The sequence below is a fragment of the Kitasatospora sp. NPDC001159 genome, assembly GCF_053598235.1.
This window is the reverse complement of sequence record NZ_JBSFJV010000181.1, coordinates 1-7,471: the sequence shown is the minus strand read 5'-3', so window position 1 is coordinate 7,471 and position 7,471 is coordinate 1. Positions and strand designations below refer to the sequence as shown.

General features: G+C 68.9%; 6 protein-coding genes. 5 read left to right on the top strand and 1 reads right to left on the bottom strand.

From position 1 onward, the window contains the following. Positions 1-57 precede the first annotated feature (57 nt). Both ACWC9T_RS39855 and ACWC9T_RS39850 read left to right on the top strand, forming a co-directional pair. Complete coding sequence (locus ACWC9T_RS39855; protein ID WP_449825935.1) at positions 58-2,220, top strand: Helicase associated domain protein; 2,163 nt, start codon at positions 58-60, stop codon at positions 2,218-2,220. Between the two features lie 323 nt (positions 2,221-2,543). After that, positions 2,544-3,515 carry a hypothetical protein gene (locus ACWC9T_RS39850; protein WP_449825934.1) on the top strand — a complete coding sequence of 324 codons (972 nt, stop codon included), beginning with the start codon at positions 2,544-2,546 and terminating at the stop codon, positions 3,513-3,515. 271 nt (positions 3,516-3,786) lie between these two features. On the opposite strand, the gene ACWC9T_RS39845 is transcribed toward ACWC9T_RS39850, so the two are convergent. Further along, positions 3,787-4,155 (bottom strand): DUF3710 domain-containing protein, encoded by a 369-nt coding sequence (locus ACWC9T_RS39845; RefSeq protein ID WP_449825933.1) that lies wholly within the window; start codon positions 4,153-4,155, stop codon positions 3,787-3,789. 426 nt (positions 4,156-4,581) lie between these two features. On the opposite strand from ACWC9T_RS39845, the gene ACWC9T_RS39840 reads away from it, so the two are divergent. From ACWC9T_RS39840 to ACWC9T_RS39830, 3 genes are all read left to right on the top strand, one after another. Then, positions 4,582-4,989, top strand: coding sequence for a hypothetical protein (locus tag ACWC9T_RS39840; protein ID WP_449825932.1), 408 nt, complete (start codon positions 4,582-4,584; stop codon positions 4,987-4,989). Between the two features lie 328 nt (positions 4,990-5,317). Continuing rightward, positions 5,318-6,748 carry an alpha/beta hydrolase gene (locus ACWC9T_RS39835; RefSeq protein ID WP_449825931.1) on the top strand — a complete coding sequence of 477 codons (1,431 nt, stop codon included), beginning with the start codon at positions 5,318-5,320 and terminating at the stop codon, positions 6,746-6,748. Beyond that, on the top strand, positions 6,745-7,380 hold the full coding sequence (locus tag ACWC9T_RS39830; RefSeq protein ID WP_449825930.1) for a hypothetical protein: 636 nt from the start codon (positions 6,745-6,747) through the stop codon (positions 7,378-7,380). The genes ACWC9T_RS39835 and ACWC9T_RS39830 overlap by 4 nt, the downstream gene beginning before the upstream one ends. Positions 7,381-7,471 lie beyond the last annotated feature (91 nt).

Below are 7,471 nucleotides of genomic sequence, written 5' to 3'. Positions count from 1 at the left end.
ACGATCAAGTCGTGGCGGGAGGTCGGGCACACGGGGCCGGCGGTCGCGGTGTGCTCGATGGAGGACGACGTCGAGCTGTGGTCGATGGACGTGCGGTGCACGACGAACCCGATCCGGCTGGCGATGTGGCACGGCTCGGGGCCGGTGACCATCTTCGCCACGTACTCCAGCCTGGGGGTGCTGGCGGAGGCCTTCGAGGGCGCCTACGGCAAGGCCCTGGACCCGCTGGACCTCGCCGTGGTCGATGAGGCCCACAGAACAAGTGGATCGCTGGGGAAGGCCTGGGCGGACATCCATCACCAGGGCGTGATCCCGGCGGCTCGGCGTCTGTACGCGACGGCGACGCCGCGGATCTGGCAGGAGCGGCCGGCGCCGTCGTGGGAGTTGCGGGAGGGCGTGCGGCGGGAGCGGCTGGTGGAGGAGATGGCCGCGTCCATGGACGATGAGGCGATCTTCGGACCGGTGGCCTGGAAGCTCCCGCTCAGCGAAGCGGTGAAGCGGGGCCTGTTGGCGCGGTACCAGATCATCGTGGTCGAGCTGACCGACCCGGTCGTCACCCCCGAGAAGCTCATGAGCCCCGAGCGCCGCCAGGAGGAGATCCGCGGGCAGCGTCTCGGCGCGCTCCAGGCCGCCATGCTCCACACCATGGCGCAGCACCGCTTGCAGACGATGATCACGTTCCACCGCCGCACCGTCGAGGCGCAGGCGTACGCCACGGGGCTGCCGGCGGTCGCGGCCAAGCTGTACGCGGGTGATCCGGAGGTGTACCCGGACCGGATCTGGGCGGACTGGTTGAAGGGCGAGCACGCCGGGGAGCGGCGGGCGCGGGTGCTCGCGGAGTTCGGGCGCAGCGCGCGGCGGGCGGTGCTGGCGCAGTGCCGGGTGTTGGGTGAGGGTGTGGATATCAGGGCTGTGGACAGCGTCGCGCTGTTGGATCCGAAGGGGGCGCCGCATGACGTCGTGCAGGCGATCGGGCGGGCGCTGCGGCAGAAGCCTGGTGAGGGGAAGCTGGCGTCGTTGATCGTGCCGGTGTTCCTGAAGGAGGGTGAGCGGCCGCAGGATATGTTCACCTCGGGTTCTTATCGGCCTTTGGTGAATGTTCTTCAGGCTTTGCGGGCTCATGATGAGGAGGCGGTGGAATTGCTGGCGTTTCCTCAGGTCGAGCAGAAGAACGTGGTGGAGCCGTCCATGGATATCGGTCCGGAGCCGCAGGAGGGTGAGGAGGAAAGCCGGATGCTGCTGCGGTTTTCGGCTCCGCGTGATCCGGTGATGGTCGCACGGTGGGTCAGCTTCAATGTGATCGACACCGAGCGGCAGGACTGGGCCCGGGGGTGGTCGGCGGCCGAGAAGTACTCGAAGCGGGAGGGGCATCTGCGGGTGCCGTTCAATCACCGGGAGGCGACTCGGGCCGGGCTGGATCCGCATCAGATGTACCCGCTGGGGCACTGGGTGAGTGAGCAGCGCAAGGCCTACAGCGCGGGGCTGTTGGAGGGCAGGCGGGTCGAGCGGTTGGAAGCGCTGGGCATGGTGTGGGATCCGCTGGACGCGGCGTGGGAGGAGAACCTGGCCGCGTGCCGGGTCTACTTCGAGCACCACGGCACGCTGGCCGCGCCGCGTACCGCGACGGCGTTGGACAAGCCGGTGGGGCAGTGGCTGTCCAACCAGCGCCGCCCCGGGGTGCTGGATGGGCGGCCGGACCGGGTCGAGGCGCTGGCAGGGATCGACCCGGACTGGAACCCCACCTGGCCACTGGACTGGCAACGCCACTACGCCGCCGTCCGTGAATGCGTCCAGGGCGGGGCGCAGCTGGCCGATCTGCTGCCCGGGGTCACCGTGCATGGGCTGGACGTGGGGCGGTGGCTGGATCGGCAGCGTCAGCACATCGTGTGGCACGGCCTGACGGACGGGCAGCGGGGGCGCCTGGGCGTGCTCGGGGTGGCGCCGGTGGCGGCCCCGGCGGAGGAGGCGAAGGGTGCGGCGGCGAAGAAGGCCGGCGGGAAGGTGAGCGCGTTCGACCGGGGCCTGGCCGCGCTCGCCCGGTACCGGGAGCGGACCGGATCGGTGACCGTGCCCCGCAGCCACGTCGAGGAGATCCCCGACGGCGACGCGACGGTGGAGGTGAGGCTCGGGGTGTGGATCTCCAACACCAAGACCCGCCGGGCCAAACTCACCGGCGCCCAGCTCGACCAGCTCGCCGTGCTCGGCCTCGACTGGCACTGACACCAGCCGGGCCCAGTGCCCCGACGAGAAACGTCCCCGGGCCGCCTTGGCCCGCCCGTACCCATCCTGGTGGGGGAACGGCAGCGACCGGGCCAGGCGGAGGCGGCCTGACGGCCTTCTGCGACCGCCACCGTGGCCTGGAAGCCGCAGGCTTCCTGTTACGAAAGAACGGACCTGCGTACGATTCCGCGTGTGATCAAGGAAATGCCTGCTTGTCTGGCCCAGATGTCATGGCCGTCTGATGGTCTTCCTGTCGGCCGTGTTGGCTACGCGGGGAACCGTCGGGGGCGGCGATGAAAGCCCCTGTGTCTCCGCTGCGGCCGTTGGATGTCGTCTCGGTCTTTCCCGAGCTCGCCGCCCATGCGCGGACAGCGGTCCGGCTGCACCCTGCGGCGGCGGATCCGGGCCGGCGTGACAGCTCCGTGGGAGGGCCGCTGGCCTGGCCGGAGGATGAGGCATGGCCGACCTGTCCGGGTGGCCGTCATCCGATGCGCCGGCAGCCCCATCGCCCCGCGAACGTCCGAGGTGATCGGTCGACAAGGTTCGCCTATCACGGTGAGATCACCTGGGACCGGATACCCGCGGATGCGTCGTGGCCCTTGCTGCCTGTGATGCAGGTGTATGCGCACGACGTGCCCTGGTACGACGGTTTTCCGGAGGGCACGGACATCCTTCAAATCCTGTGGTGTCCATTCCAGCACGTCTACGACGGTCCGGCGACGGCCTACAACGGAATCGCCGGCCCGTGGGTCCAGGTCCGTTACCGTCACACCGGTGACCTGGGAGACCGCTTCCTGACGCCGCCAGAGCCGGTGGCCATCGGTGAGCCCGGCTATCTGCCCACCCCATGCCTGTTGCGGCCGGAGCCGGTGACCGAGTACCCGCACCCGGGTGCCTTGGGCGAGGAGTTCGAAGCCAGAGTCGAGGAATGGGAGATGGCGACCTTCGGTGACCCCGACGACCCCGATGAGTACGACCCCCGCTACTCCTGGGACCTCTCGACCGCCCCGGGCTGGAAGCTCGGTGGCCATGAACCCTGGAACTACCAGGGCTACTACGGTCCAGTGCGGTGCGACACCTGCGGCAGCGGGATGCGCTTCGTCGCCGCGATCGCCAGCGACGAATGGGACGGCGGCACGGAAAGCTGGGCTCCGGTCGGCTTCCTCGAAGGTGGTCCACGCGATCAGCTTCGACGCCAGGAGCCGACCGACGTCGTACTCGGAAGACGAGAGACCATGCGCATCTTCACCTGCCCCCTCTCCACAGATCACCCGGTCATCAGCGATCTGATGTAGGGCCCCGCACCGCCCGACCTCGTCACTTCAGGCCGCGGCCGCCCCAGGGCGCTCGACGAGCTGACCGCGTTCGAAGCGGGCTCGGACGAGCGGGACAAGGTGGGCGCCGTTGACCGAGCGCCAGCGGGCCTGATCCTCATCGCCGATCAGGCCCTTGCCACCACCGAGGTGCCAGCAACGGGGCCGGGGCACACTCCCACAGGGCGCAGCAGGCCCTGCCGCCCACACGCGCCCGCCCTCGGCGTCGCTGTTCTGCTGTGCCTTCGGCGCGTCAGCCTGGCATGCGCAACCGAATGGGCTGACCGTCCAAACGGGGGCGTCCGGAGCCGAAATCGGTCGCCGACAGCGGGAGGGACGACGAGGGCTGGAACGAGGGGACCACGACGACGCGCTCTACGTAGGAATAGACCCTATCGTCCTGGCTCTCCGGAGCGGCTCCGTTACCAGTCACCGTCGCCCTCAGCAGCCAGCCCGGGCCGTCACACCCGAGCATGCGGATGGTCTGCACTCCTCGGAGACCCGTCTCCCGCTGCACTGGGACATCACACTTGAGCTCGACGCCCGCGTGCCCGGCCCACTCGCGGACCTCACCCCCAGGCCGCGAACCCGCTGCGCGAGGATCTCGCGCGACCTGGCCCACGCACCCTCCTGGGTCGCGTGGAAGGCCTGGAGCTGCACGCCCGTGGACCCCCGGAGGACAACAGCCTCCAGCAGGTCCGAGGACCCTCTGCCCTCGTTCACCTGGATCTTGAGACCCGGAACGCCGGGACACCTGTGATCACGTTCGACGCGTGAGCCGACATGCTGCGGCTTGGTCCTCAACGGGTTCGAGGACCGCCGTGCAGCAGGGCCAGGCTGGGCTCCCCCTGCGTCCGGGTCCGACGCCCCCGGCCTGAGCCGAATCGGTTCGGGGCTACACCTTCCCGGAGGTGCGGCCGCTCCGCGTCCGCCTGGCCCCTGCTCGTCGGGATACGTATTAATACTTCGCTAATATGCATCGTCAGTTTTTGATCATTGCGGACCGGCCCGGCAACCGGTCGGTCCGGATCTGACGGGGGAACGAAGCATGGCAGAACCTGACGCGGGTTTGGAGTTCAAGGTCAAGCCGGCCGAACTGGACGGCTGCGGACAGAGCGCACAACACATAGGCGGCCTCATACCGGGCGAGACATCGAAGATTACCGACCCGTGCAGCCAGGCCGCCGGGGGCCTCAAGGGCTGGCTCACCGCCACCGCCATCACGAACTGCGGCACGAACTGGAAGACGCTGCTGGACAAGCTCGGCGGAGACATGGGCGACGTCGGCACCAAGCTCGGCACCTCGGCCGCCTACTACCGCCAGGCCGAGCAGGACGCCCACAACAGCATGCGGAACCCGAGCGCGTCCGTCGCGAACGGGCAGGAGCCGGATCCCTTCGACACCACCTTCGTCCCCGGCCCGGTGAAGCCGAGCAGCGCGAAGGCGGCCGAGTAACCGATGGACATCAAGACCCTCCACGACGCCGACATCATCGGCATCTCCACTGCGAAGAACGCCTTCGACACCCTGGCCACCGCCTTCGGCCAGCACGTCGAGAACTGGCAGCACGACGTCGTCGACCGGCTGGGCCACTCCGAGTGGACCGGCACCGCCGCCGGCCACGCCAACACCCGGATCACCAACCTGGGGACCGAACTCCAGTCCGCCAAACAAGAACTCGGCCTGGTCAGCCGCGCCCTCCAGGACGCCTACGACGGCTTCGCCGCCGCCCAGGCGCCACCTGATCAGCGCCCTCGACGACGCCAAGGCCGCGGGGCTCACCGTGGCCCCCGACGGCGGGATCACCTGGGACAACGATCCCAAATCACCCACCTTCGCCGGGCACGGCGCCCCAGAGAAGGCCAAGCAGATCCAGGACCGGATCACCGCCGCCCTCAACGAGGCCGACCACGCCGACCAGACCATCAATGCCCGGCTCGGTCACCTCGCCACCAACGCGATCAACGGAACCGGCCTCGACTCCGCCACCGCGAAGGCCGACACGGATGCCGCGAACGCGCTCCAGCAGATCCCCGCCGCCGGCACCGACCCGAACAGCGTCAAGGCCTGGTGGAACGGCCTGACTGACGACCAGCAGCAGCGGATGATCCTCAACCACCCGGACCAGATCGGCAACCTGGACGGCATCCCCGCCGCCGTCCGCGACAAGGCCAACCAGACCAACCTGAAGAACCTGATCCAGGACCGCAACAATCAACTCAAGAACCTCGGCCCCGCGCCGAAGCAGTACCTGGACCCCGCCGAGACCAACGGCGGGCCCGTCGAGAACCCCGACTACATGGAGTGGAAGCGCAAGCGCGACACCCTGAAGGAGCAGCTCGCCAGCTTCCAGTCCATTCAGGACCGGCTCGACGGCAAGTTCGACGATGGTGCGGGCGGGCCGCACTACGACCCACCCCTGCTCTTGTTGGGAATCGGTGATCAGGGGCAGGGCCGCGCGATCGTGTCCTGGGGTGACCCGGACAAGGCCCGGAACGTCTCGTCCCTGGTGCCCGGGCTGAACAGCAACATGGCCGGCGTCGGAGGCGGCGACGCCATGACGGCGAAGCGCATCTACGATTCCGCGGTGAGCAGTGCGCAGATCAACCACGACACGCCGAGCGTCGCGTCCGTGTTCTGGCTGGGGTACGACGCCCCGCAGCTGGACGGCCCCTCGGTGCTCATGCAGGACCGGGCGGCCGAGGGCGGGGCCGCGTACAACAAGTTCCTCACCGGACTCCGGGCCACTCACGAGGGGGCGCCGGCACACATGACCGCGCAGGGTCACAGCTACGGCTCCCTGGTGGTCGGGAAAGCGACCCAGCAGCCCGGCGGCCTGCCCGTCGACGACATCGTCCTGGTCGGCAGCCCGGGTGTCGGGGTGGACAAGGCATCGCAGCTCGGGATCGGTGCGGATCACGTGTACGTCGGCACGGCCAAGAATGATCCCGTCGCGGACGCGCCAGCCCCCGGGATGCTCATTCCGGGTTGGGCCGCGGTCGAGGCGGTCACGAATCCCGACGGGTCGTGGCACGGCACGGACCCGGCGAGCCAGAGCTTCGGCGGCCAGCGCTTCTCGGTTGCGGACGGGACCATGACCGACTCCCACGACAACTACTTCGGGAAGCACGGCAAGGGTGGCGACTCGCTCCCCAACATCGGGAAGATCGTGAGCGGCCACGGGAACACGATCACCCGGGAGGACCCGAGGTGAGGGCCAAGGTATGGCGGATGGCCGTGCCAGGGGTACTGCTGGCGCTCCTGGTCGGCTGGTACGCCTGGCCGGAGCCCGAGAAACCCATCGTGCCGGTCGACCAGGCCCAGCACCGGATCGAGGCCGAACTCGCCGATGTCGCGGGGGCCTTCCACCCGGGGCTCCAGTGGGCCGACGCGAGATACTACAGCGACCCGGACTTGACGGGGTTCTGCGGTACGTCCGGGTGCAAGAAGACGGGTCGGGCGATGATGATCGCCCAGCAGGCGGCCCGAGTCCAGATCAGCTCACAGCGGTTCAACGAGCCGCTGGAGATCGTCCAGGCGCTCTGGGCCGCAAAGGGGTACCCGGTTCGCCGTGAAGGGTGGTCCGTGGAGGTGAAGGACCCGGGATTCACCCTCTGGTTCGTCGTGGGTGTGAACGGTTGCGCTGAGATGCGGGCCACCATGACCGATGTCACCGACACCACCGATGACAAGTTGGAGGGCGGGTTCGGTCAAGGACCGCTGAACTACGCCGCCCAGTGCGCGACGGTCGACGACCCTTACTGGTCGCATGACCCCGCCGAGCCCGCTCGGCCCGAGGGGGTCGGGCCGAGCGGGATTGGCAGTCTCCCCCCAATTCAGCACTAGGCCATGTCTCTCCGATCATGAGCGGAGCCAGATGATGACGGCCGCGAAGGTTACGGTGCCCAGGAACACGTGCCCTCGCTTGTCATAGCGG

Excerpts from the sequence above, each read along its gene's own strand:
- ACWC9T_RS39855 (WP_449825935.1), top strand. The coding sequence starts at position 58 with ATGGAGGACGACGTCGAGCTGTGGTCGATGGACGTGCGGTGCACGACG.
- ACWC9T_RS39840 (WP_449825932.1), top strand. The coding sequence starts at position 4,582 with ATGGCAGAACCTGACGCGGGTTTGGAGTTCAAGGTCAAGCCGGCCGAA.